Annotated in this window: 10 protein-coding genes; 1 reads left to right on the top strand and 9 read right to left on the bottom strand. The window is 73.7% G+C overall.

Annotation, left to right across the window (positions count from 1 at the left end):
- Positions 1-14: 14 nt before the first annotated feature.
- The 6 genes from HUT19_RS29510 to HUT19_RS29535 all read right to left on the bottom strand — a co-directional run bounded on the left by HUT19_RS29510 (position 15) and on the right by HUT19_RS29535 (position 9166).
- Positions 15-1961 (bottom strand): hypothetical protein, encoded by a 1947-nt coding sequence (locus HUT19_RS29510; protein WP_176183350.1) that lies wholly within the window; start codon positions 1959-1961, stop codon positions 15-17.
- 82 nt (positions 1962-2043) lie between these two features.
- On the bottom strand, positions 2044-5196 hold the full coding sequence (locus tag HUT19_RS29515) for an alpha-N-acetylglucosaminidase (RefSeq protein WP_176183351.1): 3153 nt from the start codon (positions 5194-5196) through the stop codon (positions 2044-2046).
- Positions 5197-5288: 92 nt separating this feature from the next.
- The gene (locus HUT19_RS29520; RefSeq protein ID WP_176183352.1) at positions 5289-5936 is read right to left on the bottom strand and encodes a response regulator transcription factor; all 648 of its coding nucleotides are present in this window, start codon (positions 5934-5936) and stop codon (positions 5289-5291) included.
- Positions 5937-6114: 178 nt separating this feature from the next.
- Complete coding sequence (locus HUT19_RS29525; protein WP_254885859.1) at positions 6115-6708, bottom strand: hypothetical protein; 594 nt, start codon at positions 6706-6708, stop codon at positions 6115-6117.
- Between the two features lie 200 nt (positions 6709-6908).
- Entirely contained in the window at positions 6909-7787 is an 879-nt protein-coding gene (aac(3), locus tag HUT19_RS29530) for an aminoglycoside 3-N-acetyltransferase (protein WP_176183354.1), read from the bottom strand.
- 101 nt (positions 7788-7888) lie between these two features.
- Positions 7889-9166 (bottom strand): histidine kinase, encoded by a 1278-nt coding sequence (locus HUT19_RS29535; protein WP_176183355.1) that lies wholly within the window; start codon positions 9164-9166, stop codon positions 7889-7891.
- Between the two features lie 261 nt (positions 9167-9427).
- On the opposite strand from HUT19_RS29535, the gene HUT19_RS29540 reads away from it, so the two are divergent.
- Complete coding sequence (locus tag HUT19_RS29540; RefSeq protein ID WP_176183356.1) at positions 9428-11641, top strand: MMPL family transporter; 2214 nt, start codon at positions 9428-9430, stop codon at positions 11639-11641.
- Between the two features lie 111 nt (positions 11642-11752).
- On the opposite strand, the gene HUT19_RS29545 is transcribed toward HUT19_RS29540, so the two are convergent.
- The 3 genes from HUT19_RS29545 to HUT19_RS29555 all read right to left on the bottom strand — a co-directional run bounded on the left by HUT19_RS29545 (position 11753) and on the right by HUT19_RS29555 (position 17082).
- On the bottom strand, positions 11753-12394 hold the full coding sequence (locus HUT19_RS29545; protein ID WP_176183357.1) for a winged helix-turn-helix domain-containing protein: 642 nt from the start codon (positions 12392-12394) through the stop codon (positions 11753-11755).
- A 394-nt stretch (positions 12395-12788) separates the two neighbouring features.
- Positions 12789-13502, bottom strand: a complete 714-nt coding sequence (locus HUT19_RS29550; protein ID WP_254886239.1) for a trypsin-like serine protease — start codon at positions 13500-13502, stop codon at positions 12789-12791.
- A 319-nt stretch (positions 13503-13821) separates the two neighbouring features.
- Positions 13822-17082: a LuxR family transcriptional regulator gene (locus HUT19_RS29555; RefSeq protein ID WP_254885860.1), complete on the bottom strand. Its 3261-nt coding sequence runs from the start codon at positions 17080-17082 to the stop codon at positions 13822-13824.
- Between the last annotated feature and the right edge of the window lie 159 nt (positions 17083-17241).

Genomic DNA, 17241 nt, shown 5'->3' on the forward strand with positions numbered 1-17241 from the left:
CCGGGGTGACCGGCTCAGCGCAGGGGGCCGAGCCGGTCACCGTTGTACAGCCGGGCCCTGAGATCGGCGTGTGCCCCGGCCTTGGCGCGCACCGTCAGCTCCCGGCCGTACGCCCGGCCCCGGACCCCGCCGCTCGCCGCGATCGCGGTCACCTGGCGGCTGCCCGCGGCCAGCAGATACCACCGCCCGGCCTGCGACTTCCACAGCACCCCGGCCAGCACCCGCGGCTCGCGGGGGCCGCATGCCGGGGAGTCGTCGGCGCTCGCCGCCACGGCGCCCGCCGCGCCCCGCCGCACACCCCACGGCTGGAACTGGGCCAGCACCCGGCTGCCCCGGCCCCGCCAGGTCTCCGCCCGGGTGCACAGCCACGCCGCCCGGCCGCCCGCCTCGGGCAGCGACTGGGCCGCGAACCGCCAGATGTTCACACTGCGCACCCCGCGCGCCTGCATCACCGGCAGCCGGCAGGCCGTCCGCGCCCAGCTCGCGCGCGCCGCGCGGCCCGCCACATCGCGCGGCGCCCGCCGACCGGGCGGGCCGTACGTCAGCCGGGCCGGGGACAGCTCACCGAGGTCGACGACCAGCCGCGAACCCAGTTGCAGCGCGGGCCAGCCACGGCACGGCCGCGGCTGCGGCATGGTGCGCACCGGGTCGGTCACCCCGTCCGGGGCACGGTGCAGCGGACGCGGTCGCCGGTCCGGGCGCAGCAGATCCCGGACCGAGGCCCGGCGCACCCACGGTGCCGTCAAATAGCGCACATTGCCGTCCGCGCGGGTCAGCACCAGCGCCGTGGAGGTGGCCGCGTCCGCGGTGTCCAGCCGGGCCAGGTCCAGCGCCACCGCGCCGCCGTCGGCGCCGTCCGCCTCGGCGTACCGTGCGATCCGCAGTCCGTCGTACAGCAGCACCACCGCGGCCCGGTCGATCTCGCCCGCGTACAGCAGCTGCGGCGGTCCGGACGGCGGCCCCGACTGCGTGCCCGCCGTGGTCGACAGCCGCACCGAGCGGCCGGGCCGCGCCCAGACGGCCAGCGCGCGGCGCAGCAGCGCGGTGTCACGCACCCGTTCGCCGCGCGCGGGCCACGCGGAGAAGTCCATCCGGCTCGCGGTGCGCCACGCCTCCGGTGCGACGTGGGTCAACCGCTCCGGATCCAGGGCCCGTTCGGATGCGGGGTTACGGGCGTACGAGGGCGCCGCGGCGCCGCTCGGTCCCCAGCCCTCACCCGGCATCCCCAGCAGGGTGCCGCACACCACCAGCGCCACCACGGCCACCAGCAGCGCCCGCAGGTGCTGGCGGCGGCGCATCAGATCGGTCGGCCGCGCCTGGAGCGAACACGCGTCGAACTCGGCCGACTCCAGCGGCGATCCGTCCCGGCTGCCCGCGGGCTCCGGCACACCGTCCGCCTCGGCGAGCGCGCCCCGCGCGTCGTCGACCCCCGCGGCCTGGAGCAGCTTGCGGACCTCGCGGTCCTCCAGCCGCTCCAGCTCCCGCAGCACGTACGCGGCGCGGCCGGGCCCGGACAGCTCGGACAGCGCCTGGTCCAGGGCGAGTTCGTCCGCTCCGCCCGACCGCGGGAACAGCCGCAGCCCGAACACCTGCGGCAGCAGCGGCGGAAGCTGCCACCAGCGGCGTGGCCCGGCGGCCCGCAGCGCGGTGCGCAACACCCGCAGCCGGACGTAGGCATAGCCGGCGTCCGCCGCCGCGCCCTTCGTCCCGCGCTGCCAGGGCAGTTCGAGATCGGGGTGCGGATCGGGGCCGCCGCCCGTCCGGTTGCGCGGCAGCGCGCGCTGCGCGAGGGCGTGCGCGGCCAGCACCCGGCGGGTGCGTCCCATACCGGGCGGCAGGACGAGATATCCCAGCCGCACCAGCCGCGGGTAGTGCTCGACGATGGCGGCCTCGGCCTGCTCGACGTCGATCGGGCCGGTGGTGCTGTCGTCGAGGGTGGCTGTCGCCTGGTGCTGTTCCACATGTCACAGAACGAGTGGCGGGGCGGGTTGGTCACCTCGCGCCCCCGCGACGGGTACCCGCCGCGGGGGCCGGCCGGGAACCTTACGAAACCTTCCAGCCGCTGAACTCCACGGTGCCCCGGGCACCGCTGCCGCCGTTCGCCGCGCTCATGAACATTCCGGCGTCCTGCGTCGCCGCCGCGCCCGGTGCGGTCACCGTCGCCACCTTCCGCCAGCTCACGCCGTCGTCGGTGGACAGCTCACCGGTGTACGCGGTGGCGGCGGTGCGGGTCAACCGCAGCGCAACGGGTGCCGTGACACCGGTGATCCGCTGGTAGGCGTCCAGCGTGCCGTCCCCGCCCGAGTCGTAGGACAGCACCACACCGTTGGCCGGGGTGACGGACAGGTTGACGAAGCCGGCGGAACCCGCCGTGGCCAGTCTGTTGCGGACGGCGATCCCGGCGCGCGCCCAGGGGCCGGTGACCGCCTGGGCGTCCACCTTCACCGTCACCGACTTCCCCACGGCCAGGGCCCCTTCACGGTAGACCGCGCCGAACTCGGCGGTGGCCTTCCACAGGTCCTGGCCCGCGCCGTCGATGGCGAACCGTTCCGACAACTGCCCGAAGACCGCACCGTTGTTGGTGACCGACCTCCAGCCGTCGGCGAGCGGACCGGCGATCCACAGGGCGCCGGTGCGCACCGCCCGCACCCGGTCCTCACCCCGCGGCCCGTAGGTCACGCCCAGCTCGTACGGCAGTGCCTTGAGCGGGTGGTCCAGCGGTTCGACGGGGGCGGTGGCGCGCCAGTGGACCTCGCCGGTGCCGCCCGCCGGGACCGAGTCCAGCGAGGTGGGGTCCTGCGGGTCGGGCTCCGGACCGGTCACGGACAGCGCGAAGTCCACGCGGCCGGTCGCGCGCAGCCCGTTGACGTTGCGCAGGGCGGCGGTGACGGCGGCGGTGCCCCCGGGCGGCAGGGCGGCCGGTTCGGTGGTGACGGTCAGCGTGCCCTGGTACGGAGCCTTGGCCAGCGTTTCGTATACCCGCCGGGCGGTGCGGTGGGCGTCGGTCGTCGGCCGCACCGGATAGCCGGTGCGCTCCCGGGTCCACGGCTCCTCGATGGCGTACCAGTCGAAGGTGCGCGGGGCCCGCCCCTCGGCGAGCGCGTCCTCCAACTCGTCGAGGTAGGACCGCCACTGGGGGAGGTGGAAGTCGGCGATGAGGCCGTTCCAGTCGCGGTTGGCGTAGTTGGCCAGTTTGCCGCCGTCGGCGGTGATCTGATCCGCCCAGGTGGTGATCAGGGTGCGGGCGGCGCGCTCCAACCGGGCGGCTTCCGCCTCACCGGTGGCCATGCGTGTGGCGTCCTCCAGCCAGGGGCCGAGGAGGAAGCGGCGGTGGGCACCGGTCATGTCGTCGCTCAGCCGCATCAGTTTCAGCCACAGCCGGGACAGCGCCCGGAAGGTGGCCAGGTCCTTGCGCCGGTACGCCTCCTGGAGCTGCGGGATCAGCTGCCAGGACCGGTTGGCCAGCGCCTGCCGGGCGATATCGGTCAGATCGTGGCGGTAGGCGTCGCTGTCGCGCAGCGCGGGCCGCACCGCCAGCAGCGCGGCCAGGGCCGGATCGAAGGCCGCCGGGTCGAAGGCGGGCGTGTGGGTGGCGTAGTTGGTGCCGGAGCGTGCGGTGAGGCTGGGCCGGGCGGCGAAGACGGAGTCGTGCGGACGGCCGTCCTTGCTGCTGATCTCGTACGCGGTGTCGCGCAGCGCGGCGTACGCCTCCCGGCCCCGCTCGTCGCGCCCGCCGAGCCGTACGTCCGCGTAGTCCCGGAACCAGGCGGTGCGGTCCACCGCCTCCTCCCGCCAGGCCAGCTCGCTGAACAGCTCGAAGGCCGCCGGGTCACGTTCGGCCGCCTCGGCCATATACGCCGTGCCGACCAGCTTGCTGCCCGGTTTGTCGCGCCACTGGGTGAACCGCTCGGCCCACATATGGGTCTTGGCGCCGATGGTGGTGCGGCCGCCGAAGTTCGGGATGGTGCCGAACGCGTACGGCACCGAGCCCCAGTCCTTCTCCCGGTCGGTCACCGTGTCCAGGTCCGACAGACCGTCCACCACGAGCATGCGGTCGTGGTCCACGGCGTCCAGCAGATCGCGCCGGGGGTTCTCCTGCCAGCCGAGGATCACCCAGGTGGCCCCGGGCCGGGCGGTCCGCAGGGCCTTCTCCACCGCACGGGCGGCATCGGGGACCGGTACGTCACCGGGGTCGCCGCCCTCGTGCAGCAGATCCATCTTGAACAGGTCGGCCGGGCCGAAGAGATCGCGCTGATGCCGGTAGAAGGCGGCGGCCACCTTCCGGAAGGACTCGGTGCGCGGATCGAGCCAGTCCGGGCGCTTGAGCCCCGCCCAGTCGCCCTGCGGCACCGTCCGCGCCCCCGCGTTGCGGTCGGCGAAGCCGTCGGGGACGGTGCCGAAGTAGCCCGGGAACACCGGCCGCATGTCCAGTTCGCGCAGCCGGTCGGCGATCCGGCGCCCCAGCTCGGCCCGCTTGGCCAGCAGTTCGGGGGAGACCGGCCCGCCGTAGGCGCTCATGTTCTGGAGCAGCCACCAGGGCTGGTGGGAGGGGGCGGGGATCCAGCCGCGCGCCTCGGTGTCGGAGTAGCCGAAGTCCTTCAGGAGGCGGTGGTAGACGGCCTCCTGGCCTGCGGTGACCAGCAGTTCGTTGCAGCCGTGCAGGGCCGCGACGTCGATCAGGTGCTCCCAGCGGTCCCAGTCGGCGAACGGAGCGGTGTAACCGTCATGGGTGTCGTTGAACGCGAAGCGGTGCGGGAGCGCGCTGGAGCGCCGGACCGGGCGGTGCGGCGCGGGCAGCTTCCCCGGCAGCTCGAGCTGGTCGCCGGACCAGGTAATCTGGGCGTGGCAGGTGTACTTCAGATACCAGTGGACGCCGGTGAGCAGCACCGCCGGAGACGTCCCGGCCACGGTCAGCCGGCCCGGGGCGCCGGTGACCTCGAACCGGTCCTCGTCCTTGTCGGGGTTCTTGTCGGGCTCCAGCGCCTTCAGCCGGAACTGGTCCGCGTGGTCCGGGAGCAGCCGCCGCAGCGCGGCGTGCGCGGGTCCGGTGTCAAAAGCGGTCACGGCGGGATCCTGTGGGCTGTTCCGTGCCCCGGCCCGTTCGTCAGCGGCGGCGGGGACGGTGTTCCCCAGCGCGGCTCCGGCACCGAGTGCTCCGGCGGTTCCGATCAGCGTGCGTCTGCTCAGGTCGCTCATGCGCCCCCCAACGGACAACGGCCAATGGTCCATCTGCGAACGGCACTTAACCAGCGTTGCGGGGTGGGAGCAATGGGGTGCCCGGGGCGCGCTCAGCCCCGGTCGAGATAGGCCAGTACGGCCAGCACCCGGCGGTTGACGTCGTCGGAGGGCGGCAGCCCCAGCTTGCCGAAGATATTCGAGGTGTGCTTGGCCACCGCCCGTTCGGTGACCACCAGCTGTGCGGCGATCGCCGCGTTGGACCGCCCCTGCGCCATCAGCTCCATCACCTCGCGCTCCCGCGGGGTGAGCCGGCCGATCGGCCGGTCCTGGGAACGCCGGTCCAGCAGCTGCGAGATCACCTGCGGATCCATCGCGGTGCCGCCCCCGGCCACCCGCCGCACCGCGTCGATGAACTGGTCGGCGTCGAACACCCGGTCCTTGAGCAGATAGCCGATGCCGCCGCTGCCGTCGGCCAGCAGTTCGCGCGCGTACAGCTGCTCCACATGCTGGGAGAGCACCAGCACCGGAAGGCCCGGACGGGCCCGCCTCGCGGCCAGCGCGCACTGCAACCCCTCGTCGGTGAAGGACGGCGGCAGCCGTACGTCCACCACCGCGACATCGGGCTTCAGCTCCTCGAAGGCCCGGGTGAGTCCGGGGCCGCTGTCGACGGCGGCCGCGATCTCGAAGTCGTACGCCTCCAGCATCCGCACCAGCCCGTCCCTGAGCAGGAACAGGTCCTCGGCGATCACAACGCGCACGTGACGGCTCCATGAAGTCATCGGGCCCCGGACCGGGAACGAGCCGGGGACGGGACGGGGCGAACGCGTTGAATGTACCGCTCCCGGGGGCTGACTCCGGGCTCATGCCGTGACCGGGCACCATGCACCGGGCGGGCCGGACCCCGTGTGGGGTGCGGCCCGCCCGGGACGCGCGGGGTCAGCCCTTGACGGGCCACTCCAGGGGCTCGCTGTAGAAGCCCTGGGTCAGCTCCACGGCGGCGGCCTTCTGGCCCTCCGGGATGAGGAAGGTGGTGCAGATCTTCTCCGACTGCCCCGCCGTGAGCTTCTTGTCGGTGTCGGGCGCCGGGCAGTCCTTCCACTTCGCCTCGCCGAGGATCACGATGAGGGCCCGGGTGCGCTTCTCGACGTTGGTCCGCACGACCAGGTCGTCGTCCATGTCGCCGATCTCCATGGCCTTGCCGCTCTTGTGGGTGAGCGTGGACCAGACATGGACGGGGATCTGCGGGCCGTCCTCCTTGTCCTTCTTCAGGCCGGACGCGTCCATTTCGGCCTTGGTGCCGGTCACCACCTTGGTGGGCGTGACCGTGAAGGTGGCGCCGGAGGACTTCTGCATGTCGCTCTTCTGCGGCGGGCTGGCCTCACCGAGCCGGAAGGTCTGCTTCTTCTTCTCGGGACCGGAGGAACTGGCCGCGCCCTTGTCCTTCTTCCCGTCGGACTTCCCCTTGGAGTCCGAGTCGTTGCAGCCCACCAGGGCCACCGCGAGCGCCACGGCGCCCAGCGTCGCCGGCACAGCACGAGCCCACGTTCGCATGTTGTCCTCACTTTCCCCGTTGCGTTGAGCGGTTCTGGCGGCCGTTCGTCGGCATCCGCACCGGGCCGTGACGTGGGCCCCTCCGGCGGATACGCGGGCGCGCGAGGGCGCGGCAGCGCGAGCGGTGCCGGGGGGACGTGACGTCGTGGACGATGTTAGCGAGTGGCTGGATCACGCCTTCACGGGCCCGGATCGAGGGACCGGAGCCCGGACCGCCCGCCGAGCTTCTCCTCGATCCAGCCGACGCCGAAGCGCACCACCTCCGGCGCCTCGAACAGATGGCTCCGGGCGGCGGCGACCGTGCCCCGGACGCCGAACCCCGCGGCCAGCATGTCCTCGGCGATCACCGTGAACGGTTCGCCCTCGGGCACCACCGGGGAGTAGTCGAACGCCCCGTTCTCGGAGTCGATGTCGTGGAAGCGCCGCCACTCCCGCCGCCCGTCGACCAGGATCGGCTGCTCGTAGTCGACGTACCGCTTGCCGGGCGCCTCGGCCAGCACCTCCGCGTGGTGCAGCAGGGTGATCGTGTCCAGCGGGGCGCCGAGCAGCAGCACCCGCCCGCCCCGCTCGGCCAGACGCGCCAGCGGGCTGCCGGGGCCGTGCGGACCGTCCCACGGGTGGTCGGCCATCAGCTCCCCGGCCGCCGCCCCGACCGCCGCGAAGCTCGCGTCGGGATGGCGGCTGCGGACCGCCCCCGGCCAGCGGCGCAGCGCCTCCGGCAGCCTGCCGTTGTTGTGGTCCGCCTCGCTCAGCTCCGGGTCGTAGGCGGGGTGTTCGGCGCGGACGGCCCGCTGCCACGCCTCCGGCCACTCGTCCATGTCGTAGGGCGGTGCGTCGTTCCAGCCGCAGGACGCCATCAGGGTGCCGTCCCCGCCCACGACGTCCAGCAGCGCGGTGATGAGGGTGGGCGGGCCGCCCGCCACGTAACCCAGGGCGGACATCCGGGTGTGCAACATGACGGTGTCGCCCTCGGCCAGGCCGAGGGCCCGCAGATCGGCGGCCAGCCGGGTCCGGGTCACCGGTCCGCCGGACCGCTCCAGGAGTGCTCTTTCGTCCACATCCCCACCCAAGCAGGGGCGGACTGACTCGGCATCACCTTTTCGCGGCGGCTCCCGCGCCGGGCGCTTTGGCACCGGGGCTCTCGCCGGGGCGGAAGGGGTCAGCCCGCGGGCCGGGGCGCGGTGAGCGTGCAGGAGATCTCCATCGTCACCATGGTCGGCCCGCCGGGCGGGCTGCTGATCGCGAGGATCCCGTCGAAGGTGCCCAGGCGCCGCTCGACCCCGCTCAGCCCGCCGCCCGGCGCGATCCGGGCGCCGCCGCGGCCGTCGTCGGTCACCACGATCCGCAGCGTGCCGCCGCCGTGGTGCAGATCGACCCACATCCGGGTGGCGCCGGAGTGCTTGGCCGCGTTGGTCAGCACCTCGCTGACCGCGAAGTACGCGGCCGACTCCACCGGTTCGTCGGCCCGGCCCGGCAGCTCAACCTCCACCTCGACGGGGATGGTCATCCGCAGCGCCAGCGCCCGTACCGCGTCGCCGAGACCCCGCTCGGCCAGGACGGGCGGATGGATTCCGCGGACCAGGTCGCGCAGTTCGGACAGGGCCTCGGCCGAGTCGGTGCGGGCCGCGGCGAGCATCTCCTTGGCCCTGGCCGGGTCCTTCTCGACCAGCGCCTCGATGGTGCCCAGGCTCATGCCCATGGCCACCAGCCGGGCCTGGGCGCCGTCGTGCAGATCGCGTTCGATACGGCGCAGTTCGGCGGCGGAGGTGTCGACCGCGTCGTGCCGGGTCTCGGTCAGCCGGCGCACCCGCGCTGCCAGCGCCATCTGCGGGGTGGGGGCGAGGAACGCCCGGGACACCACGAAGCCGGTGCGCAAAAGGAGAGGCGAGATCACCAGACCGATGCCGAAGAGGACCGCGCCGAGCAGTCCGGCGAGGAGGGCGGTCGACTGGGAGCCGATGGGGATGAAGGTGTACCAGTAGGTGCCGCCCGCGCGCACGACCGGCTTCCACACGCCCGCGGCCATGACCCACCCCTCCACCCCGTAGGGGATGAACGCGAAGGTCAGCGTGGCGAGGAACAGGCCGCCGATCATGTCGTACAACAGCCACAGCAGATCCCGCCAGGTCGCCGGGTCCTTCAGCAGGAAGGTGCACAGCTCCACCTGTCCGGTGAGGCCGGGGCGGCGGTCCCGGGGCAGCGGACGGTAGGGCACCGGGATCTCGACGTCCGCCCACCGGGCGGCCAGCAGCCGCCGTTGATCGGCGTACAGCCGCACCAGCGTCACCATCGCGGGGGTGGTGAGCACACCCAGTCCCAGCGGGATGAAGGCGAGGGACAGGACCATCAGTGTGAACAGCGGGATCGATCCGAGCGCCGCGATGAACAGCAGCGCCAGCCCCTGTGCGCAGGCCGCGAACCCGCTGCGTACCTTCATCCGTCGTCCCCCTCGGTGGTGGCCGGTGGCGGTGGTGGTGATCGGTGCGATGCCCCTCATTGTTGGGCATGTCCAGTCTGACGGCGCGCTCATCCAGCCGTCACGGGGGCCCGGCCCCGTCCGGGGGTGTAGCTGGCCCCACCCCCCGGCCTCGCCTTTCGGCTCCTCGATCGGGTGGCTGACCGGCTGGGGCGAGAGCGCGCGGATTTCTAGCGTCGAGGACATGACCGAATCAGTCCGTACCTCCCCGGGAGAGACGCCATGAGCGCATCGAGGCAGGGCCTGGCCGTGCGGCTGGGCGGGTGGAGCACCCGCCACCGCAAAACCGCGATCATCGGATGGCTGTTGTTCGTCGTGGTCGTCGCCGTGGTGGGCGGGATGTCCGGGGCCAAGGAGATGACGAACTCCGAGGGCGGTACGGGCGACTCCGCACGCGCCGAGCGGATCCTCGAGGACGCCGGGCTCCAGACCCCGGCCGGGGAGATGGTGATGCTGCGCAGCGAGCGGCCGGACGGCTGGCGCGCCGCCGCCCGCGACGTCACCGCACGGCTGGAGAAGACCGGGGAGACGGCGCGGATCCAGCCCCCGGTGCGTTCGGAGAGCGGACGTGAGGGGCTGGTCAGCTTTGAGCTCAGGGGCGACCCGGACACCGTCGGGGACCGGGCGGAGCCGGTGCTCGACGCGGTGGCGGACACCCGCGCCGCCCACCGGGGCATCACCGTCCATGAGTTCGGCGACGCCTCCGCCGAGCACATGCTCGGCCGGATGCTGACCGACGACTTGAAGAAGGCGGAGCTCACGGCGGTGCCGCTGGCACTCGGCATTCTGCTGGTGGTCTTCGGCGCGCTGGTGGCGGCACTGCTGCCGGTGCTGCTCGGGGTGACGGCCTGTGTCGGCACCTTCGGACTGCTGGCGTTCGCCAGCCACCAGGTGCCGCTGTTCGAGTCCACCAACTCGGTGATGTTCCTGGTGGGTCTTGCCGTCGGCGTCGACTACTGCCTGTTCTATCTGCGCCGGGAGCGCGACGAGCGGGCCGCGGGCCGGGACGCGGCGACGGCGCTGCGGATCGCGGCGGCCACCAGCGGCCGGGCGGTGCTGGTCTCCGGGATCACGGTCATGCTGGCGATGGCGGGCATGTTCCTGTCCGGGCTGCTGCTCTTCAAGGGGTTCGCCGTCGCCACCATCCTGGTCGTGCTGATGGCGATGCTCGGCTCGGTGACGGTGCTGCCCGCGATGATGTCCTGGCTGGGCGACCGGATCGAGGCCGGACGGGTTCCGCTGCTCAATCGCCGCCGGAGGAAGGGCGTGCACACCGGCGGCGGTCTCTCCGGCCTGCTGATGCGACCGGTGCTGGCCAGGCCGAAGGTGTTCGCCGCCGTCTCCGGTGCGCTGCTGCTGGTGCTGTGCGCCCCCGCGCTGGGGATGAAGACCGAACAGCTCGGCATGGAGCAGCAGTTCGGCTCCCAGGCCGAGCTGACCGTGGCCTTCAAGGAGATCACCGGCGCCTTCCCCGGCGGCCCGGCCCCGGCCGAGGTGGTCGTGCGCACCGATGACATCGGCTCGTCCCGCTTCGGCGCGGCCGTCGCCGACCTCGAGAAGGAGATCGCCGCCTCGGGCCGGTTCGGAAAGCCCGTCGAGGTGGAGCCGCACCGGAAGGAGGGCGTGGTCCGGATCGAGGTGCCGCTGTCCGGCGACGGCCGGAACGCCGCCTCCGAGCGCGCCCTGCACACCCTGCGCGACGACCTGGTGCCGAGGATCCTCGGCCCGGTCTCCGAGCAGGCGTACGTGGGCGGCGAACTGGCCGGGAACCTCGACTTCAACGACCAGCTGAAGAGCGATATCGCCCCTGTCTTCCTCTTCATCGCCGTCGTGACCTTCCTGCTGATGCTGATCTGCTTCCGGTCGGTGCCGATCGCCCTCGCCTCGATCCTGCTCAACCTGCTGTCGGTGGGCGCCGCGTACGGCACGATGACCGCCGTCTTCCAGCACGGCTGGGGTGTTGATCTGCTGGGCATGGAACCGGCGGGCGCGATCGAGGCGTGGATGCCGCTGTTCGTCCTCGTCATCCTCTTCGGGCTGTCGATGGATTACCACGTGTTCGTGGTCTCGCGGATCCGCGAGGCCCATCTCCGGGGCCTGGCCACGCGTGACGCGATCCGCGAGGGCATCCGGACCACGGCGGGTTCGGTCACCGGGGCGGCCGCCATCATGGTCGCCGTGTTCGCGGTCTTCGCCCTGCTCCAGATGCAGGACATGCAGCAGATGGGCGTCGGACTCGCGGTGGCGGTGCTGGTGGACGCCACGCTGGTGCGGATGGTGCTGCTGCCCTCGGTGCTGGCGCTGCTCGGCGAGCGCGCCTGGTATCTGCCGCGCGCCCTGCGGTGGCTGCCCCGGCTCGGACACGGTGAGGAGCCGGTGCCGGCGCCGGTGCGCCCGGCCGCGGCCCCGCGGCCGCCGGTGTCAGCGGGCCGCTGACCGGCCGCACCGCCTGGCGTCGCCGCCCCGGACAGGTCGTGGACCTGCCCGGGCGGCGACGTGTACGCGCGTTCCGCGGGCGGCGACGTGCACGCGCGTTCCGCGGCGGGGTCAGACGGTGGCCGCGGGGGGCACGTACTTGTAGCCGACCCGCCGTACCGTCACGATCGTGCCCCGGTGGTCGGCGCCCAACTTGCGGCGCAGCCGGGCCACATGGACATCGACGGTGCGGCCGTCGCCGACGTGGCCGTACCCCCACACCGTGGTCACCAGCTGATCGCGGGTGTGCACCCGGTGCGGATGGGCGACGAGATGGGCCAGCAGTTCGAACTCGAGATAGGTCAGCTCCAGCGGCTGTCCCTGGATCTGCGCGGTCCGCCGGTCGGGGTCGATCCGCACCAGCCCGTCGCCGGTGCCCACCGCCGCGGTGCCACCGGACGGCCGCGGGGCCGTCGCTGAGGCCACGGAGGAGGGGGACGCCGCGGACGCCGCGGACGCCGCGGAGGCCGCGGGGTCCTGCCGGTCGGCGGGGACCAGCACCAGATACCCCACCATCGGCGGCTGGCCGGGCAGCGAGGGGAGGGTGTGCGGAGGAGCGGGCAGCCAGGTCGCACCGGGATGCAGCAGCTCCGCGACCGGCGGCACCTCGTCCGGCGCAACGGCTCGCAACCGTTGACGCTGGACGGAGACCGGCGGGGTGGCTGGCGGGGTGGCCGGGGCGGGGGAGGACGACAGGCTTCGGACGTTGGTCATGGGAGTCAGCTCTTTCGCGCTCGAGAGGTCGTCGAGGGGCGTCGATGGACGTCGTGCGCGCGGGCTGGGCGGCCTGGCCGTGGTGGGGTCGCCGGAAGATGCGGCGGAGGGGTCAGCGGCCGAGCGAGCGGGCCCGCGCAACGGTTGCGCGGCAACACTCGCGATCGAAATGGTGCGCCTGCCGGGACGGCCAGAACGGCTCGAGGTCGGGGTGACCCGTCGCGGCGTGCTGGAGGCTGACCATGCCCCTATTGAAGCAGACGACCCGCCCGTCCCGCTCGGCCCCGGGCGGGACGGGCGGCCCGGACGGGCGGGAGACCGCCCTCAAGGACTCCGTCGTACCGGTGCCCCTCCCCGGCCGTCCGGCGGGGAGGGGCCGTTCGTCGGTTGATGATCAGGAGTTGACCTGGGCCGACACCAGCGAGGAGAAGGTGGTCAGCCGGGAGTAGACGCCCGGGTAACCGGCCTGTGCGCAGCCCTCGCCCCAGGAGGTGATACCGGCCAGCTTGCCGTTGATGACCAGCGGGCCGCCGCTGTCGCCCTGGCAGGTGTCCACGCCGCCCTGGGTGTACCCGGCGCAGACCATGTCCGAGGCGATGTAGTCGGAGCCGTAGGAGCTGCCGCAGCTGGTGTCGGACACGGTCGGGACGGTGGCCGTGCGCAGCTGGTTGGAGGAGGAACCGCCGGAGCGGGTGGTGCCCCAGCCCAGGATGCGGGCGGTGGTACCCGTGGCGTACACGCCGGTGTCGGATGGGGAGACGTAGGGCAGGGTGCTGTACGGCATGGAGGTGGACAGCGTCAGTACCGCCACGTCTTCGCCGTTGGTGACGTCCGTGTACGACGGGTTGATCCAGATCCTGCTGACTCTGCTGACCGTGCCGTTGGTGCCGTTGCGGTAGGTGCGGCCGCCGACCACGCGGACGCTGCCGGTGGTCTCGCCGACCATGCAGTGGGCGGCGGTGACCACCTTGGTGGGCGTCACGAGCGTGCCGCCGCAGAACTGTCTCTGCGAGGAGTCCGTGATCTGCATGACGTACGGATAGGCGGACGCGGTCGTGGTGGTACCGCCGACGATGGGCTTCGGCGCCGCCTGGGCGGTGCCGGTCATGACTCCCGCGATGGACGCCGCGGTGGCGAGGACGGCCGCGGCCGCGAGGCCGGCACGGCGGGGGAGCGTGAAGGACATGCTTCTCTCCAGGGTTTCGTTGAGTGGGGGAAACCTGAACGGAGCGCGTCGCGTCGACGGCGCCCCCGGATCGCTCGGGGCGAACCGGGTCGCACTGCGCCGTCGGCGGCGGATCCACGCTAGAAGCGGTCCGTCAACCGCCCAATGAGGGTTGGCCCTTGAGGTGGGCGCATAGGGAAATCCCCCTGTCCCGGCGGGAGTCAGGGGGACGCGGGGGGTCCTGCGGGCGCCGGGGCGGGCGTCAACCGCCGCCGCGTGTCGCCAGTCTGACGATGTCCACCCGCGATCGGATCCCCAGCTTGCGGTAGACCCGGGTCAGCGTGGCCTCCACGGTTTTGACGCTGATGAACAGCCGGGCCGCGATCTCGCGGTTGGTGGCGCCTTCCAGGACGAGCGCGGCGACCCTCCGCTCCATCTCGGCGAGGGCGTCCAGCAGACGTGGCGGCGGCAGCGCCCCCGTCGCCGTGCCGGGCTCCGACCCCGGTGCCACGTCGGCATGTTCGGCCGCGGCGCGCTCGGTCGCGGTGCGTTCCAGCCAGGGGTGGGCGCGGGCGCGCCGGAAGACCCGGGCCGCGGTGTCCAGCGCCGTACGGGCCGCCGTCATATCGCCCCGGCGCAGTTCGACATGGGCCAGCACCAGTTCGCACCGCCCCTGCTCGATGCGGTAGCCCAGGGCGCGCAGACTGCGCCCCGCGGCCCGCAGCGTGTGCGCGGCCCGCTCCGGATCGCCCTGCGCGGCCGTCATCAGCGCCTCGGCCCGCGCCAGTACGGCCAGCACACCGCCGCGGCCCAGCCGGGTGGCGGACCGCCGGGTGGTCTCGACGACCTCGGCGGCCTCCTCCGGTGCACCGGTGCGGACCAGCGCCTCGGCCAGATCGCCCTGCCAGCGGCCGCGCGCCGGATCGGTCACCCCCTGGCCGCGCTCCAGCTCCCGCACCCGCCGCAGCGCCCTCACCGCCCCCTCGGTGTCGCCCGCCACCAGCCGGGCGTGCCCCAACGCGTACAGATTGCGGGCGAGATAGAGCAGATCGCCGTCCTCCTCCGCGCTGTGCACGGCGTCCTGGGCCAGTGACAGCGCGTGGGCCACACTGCCGCCCGCCGCCTCCGCCAGGGCCGTGAGCTGGAGTGCGGGGCCCTCGCCGATCCCGGCGTCACGGGCCAGCCGCAGACTGCGGTGGGCGAGGTCCAGCGCGGGTTCGCAGCGTCCGGACCGCAGCTCGGTCTCGGCCAGTCCGCGCAGGAAGAGGATCTGGCTCTCGACCGCCCCGCGCCGCTCGGCGAGCCGGACCAGCGCCCCGACGGCCGTACGCGCCTCGTCCAGCCGGTCGCCCATCAGCAGACAGCGGAAGCGGGTGTAGCCCGGCCCGTTGTGATCGCAGGCCACCTGGGGGTCCTGGGGCTCCTCCAGGGCCCTGGCCAGGGTGCGTTCGGCGTTCCGATGGCCCATCAGGGTCTCGGTGAGCGCCTGGAAGGACAGCGCCAGCAGTTCGGTGCGGCGGTCGCCCGCCAGCCCCGCGAGCCGCGCCGCCTCGGCGGCCTCGCCACGGGCCCGCGGCAGTGAGCCCTGCACCAGGACGGCCCGCCAGGACAGCTGGTAGCGCAGCGGGGCGAGCAGCCGCGGCTCACCGCCCGCGTCGGCGAGCGCCTGCGGGAAGACGTCGTCCACGTCGGCCATGGCCTGTCCGGCGGAGTCGATCACCGCGATCCAGGCCCGGATGCGGTCGGCGGGGCGTACGGAATCGGCCAGCACCTCATGGGCGGTGGCGCGGGCGAGTTCCGGTTCGCCCGCGGTCAGCGCGTCCTCGGCCGCGTCCAGCCGCCGGGCGTGGGCGGTGGGGGCGGCCCCGGCCGGGGTGCGGTCGGCGGCGAGCAGTCCGAGCCGGGCGGCCGCCGCGGGCGCTCCGCGCTCCCGGGCGACGGCGGCCGCGGCCGCGAGTGTGTGCGCGACGCGCTCGTCGCGTCCGGGGGTGGCCAGCGCCAGATGGCGGGCGCGCTCGATGAGATCGGTTGCGGCGGCGGCGAGGGCGGCGTGCGCGGCACGCCGCTCGCGCGGGGCGGCCGCCGCGTACAGGGCGGCGGAGACCAGCGGATGTGTGAACCGCACCACCGGCTCGGCCTCGCCGTCCACGATGCCGAGGGCGGCGGCCTCGGTCAGCTCGGCCTCGGCGTCGGTACGGCCCGCCGCGTGCAGCAGGGCGAGGGTGGGGCGGGCGGCGGCACTGGCCAGCAGCAGGGTCTCCCGGGTGCCGGGGGCCGGGGCGCGCAGCCGGTCCAGGACCAGGGCGCGCAGATTGGTCGGCACGGGCAGTGGTTCACCGGGCCGGGGCGGGGTCCCCGACTCGGCCAGGGCACGGCCGAGTTCGAGGGCGTAGAAGGGGTTGCCCGCACTGGTGCGGTGGATGTCCCGCAGCACGGGGCCGGGCAGCCCCACGCGTCTTCGCGCCGAGAGCAGCACGGCCGTCTGCGGATAGGTGAGGGGCGGTACGGGCAGTACGAGTGCGGGCGGCGGCAGTAAGCGGAGGTACCCCTCGGGGGTGTGAAGGTGGTCCTCCCGACGGTGCCCGGTGCCGCTGCCGGTGCCGGGGCCAAGGCCGATGTGGGGGCCGGGGCCGTGGCCGGGGTGGGGCCCCGGGCCGGAGCCGGTGCCTGGGCCGTCGGCGTGATCGGGGCTCGCGCCAGGTCCGGAGCCGGAGCCGGAACGGGGGCCGTGGCCAGGGCCGATGCCGGGGCCGTGCGTGGAGCCGAAGCCGGTACCGGGGGCGGTACGGGGGCCCGCGCCTGGGCGGTGGGCGGAGCCCGGGCCGGAGTCGGTGCCAGGGCCGGTGGCGTCGCCAGAGCCAGGGCCGGAGCCGGGGTTGGGCTCATGGACGGAGAAGACGCCCAGGCTACGGGGGTGCCCGGGGCCCAGGTGCGGCGCGCCCCCGTGGACGTCCTCCCCGCTGCCCCGCCCGTCAGGGCGGCCCGGCACCGTCATCTCCGCCCCGGTCCGTACCGCCGCGATCATCTGCACGGGCAGTCCGCTCGTCCGCCGGGCGGCGAACGCCAGCAACTCCCGGCTGGGTACGTCCATCCACTGGAGGTCATCGGCCACCATCAACACCGGGCCCCGCGCGGCCAGCGCCCGGAACACCGACAGCACGGCCAGCCGCAGCGCCAGCCCGCCGTCCCGCTCCGACGGGCTCTGCCGACCGGTGAGCGCCGCGTCCAGAACGGTGCGCTGCGAGGCGGGCAGGGTGCCGGACACCTCCTCGGCGACCGGCTCCAGCAGATCGATCAGAGCCAGAAACGGAAGCTGACTTTCCGAGGCGGTCGGCGCGCAGTGCAGCACCAGCCGTCCGCCGCCGGAACACCCGGTGGCGAGCGCCCGCAGCACGGTGGATTTCCCGATTCCGGCGGGTCCCGGCAGCAGTACGCTGCCGCCCCGCGCCAGCTGTTCACGCCCTCGTATCAGCAGCTCATCGCGTCCCACCACGGGCTCTGGCTGCTCGCCGTACCGCTCCACACGTATCGCCCTCCCCTGCCTCCCGCGCGCGGCGCCCTGCGGAGACGACTGGCGGCGAACCGTGGAACATCGGAGCCAACCAGACATCTACCTATAAACCAAGGCGAGGCGCACAATGGTGGTGCGGTGTTTTACCGCACTGCGCGGTCAGACTTGCAT

Source organism: Streptomyces sp. NA02950 (assembly GCF_013364155.1).
Lineage (GTDB): Bacteria > Actinomycetota > Actinomycetes > Streptomycetales > Streptomycetaceae > Streptomyces.

What these genes read in the sequence shown, in the direction of transcription:
- HUT19_RS29515 (WP_176183351.1), bottom strand. Translation starts at nt 5,196, where the DNA reads ATGAGCGACCTGAGCAGACGCACGCTGATCGGAACCGCCGGAGCACTC.
- HUT19_RS29535 (WP_176183355.1), bottom strand. Translation starts at nt 9,166, where the DNA reads ATGAAGGTACGCAGCGGGTTCGCGGCCTGCGCACAGGGGCTGGCGCTG.
- HUT19_RS29540 (WP_176183356.1), top strand. Translation starts at nt 9,428, where the DNA reads ATGAGCGCATCGAGGCAGGGCCTGGCCGTGCGGCTGGGCGGGTGGAGC.
- HUT19_RS29545 (WP_176183357.1), bottom strand. Translation starts at nt 12,394, where the DNA reads ATGACCAACGTCCGAAGCCTGTCGTCCTCCCCCGCCCCGGCCACCCCG.
- HUT19_RS29550 (WP_254886239.1), bottom strand. Translation starts at nt 13,502, where the DNA reads ATGACCGGCACCGCCCAGGCGGCGCCGAAGCCCATCGTCGGCGGTACC.